The 740-nt window shown below is 46.5% G+C and carries 1 protein-coding gene; it reads left to right on the top strand.

Annotated elements, in window-relative coordinates; translation table 11 throughout:
• The coding region (locus WR49_RS20710) for a flagellin (RefSeq protein ID WP_046225277.1) at window positions 1-613 on the top strand (613 nt) is incomplete at its 5' end.
• Window positions 614-740: the final 127 nt, after the last annotated feature.

Here is a 740-nt window from a genome sequence, read left to right as displayed (position 1 = left end):
GAGCTACCAAACTGAGAATGCAAAAGACAAAGATTGGAACGTTCAAGCAGGCTCTAACGACCTGAAGCTGTCGTTCACGGATAACTTCGGTCAAGCACAAGAAATCGACATCAACGCAAAAGCGGGTGACGACATCGAAGAGCTAGCAACGTACATCAACGGTCAACAAGATTCTGTTAAAGCATCTGTGACTGAAGACGGCAAGCTACAAATGTTCACAGGCAATAACAAAGTGAGCGGCGATGTGTCTTTCTCTGGCGGTCTTGCTGGTGAGCTAGGCATCCAAGCGGGCAAAGAAGTCACAGTGGATACTATCGACGTAACGTCTGTTGGTGGCGCACAAGAGTCTGTAGCAGTAATCGATGCGGCACTTAAGTATGTAGACAGCCACCGTGCTGAACTGGGTGCTTTCCAAAACCGTTTCGACCACGCGATTAGCAACTTAGATAACATTAACGAAAACGTTAATGCTTCTAAGAGCCGTATTAAAGATACCGACTTCGCGAAAGAAACGACTCAGATGACTAAGTCTCAGATCCTTTCTCAAGCTTCAAGTTCGATTCTTGCTCAAGCGAAACAAGCACCGAACTCGGCACTTAGCCTACTAGGTTAATCGATTGAAAGGCCACGTTGACTATAAGCGTTGTTGAGCATAAGCGTTAACGTTAGGCTTCCACAAATTAGCTCGTGGTGAGAGATGAGCGCTAAACAGACCCAGCTTCGGCTGGGTTTTTTATTGC

The organism is Vibrio sp. ECSMB14106, assembly GCF_000972265.1.
Classification (GTDB): domain Bacteria; phylum Pseudomonadota; class Gammaproteobacteria; order Enterobacterales; family Vibrionaceae; genus Vibrio; species Vibrio kanaloae.
The sequence above is the reverse complement of the archived record's forward strand: the minus strand, read 5'-3'. Positions and strand labels throughout refer to the sequence as shown.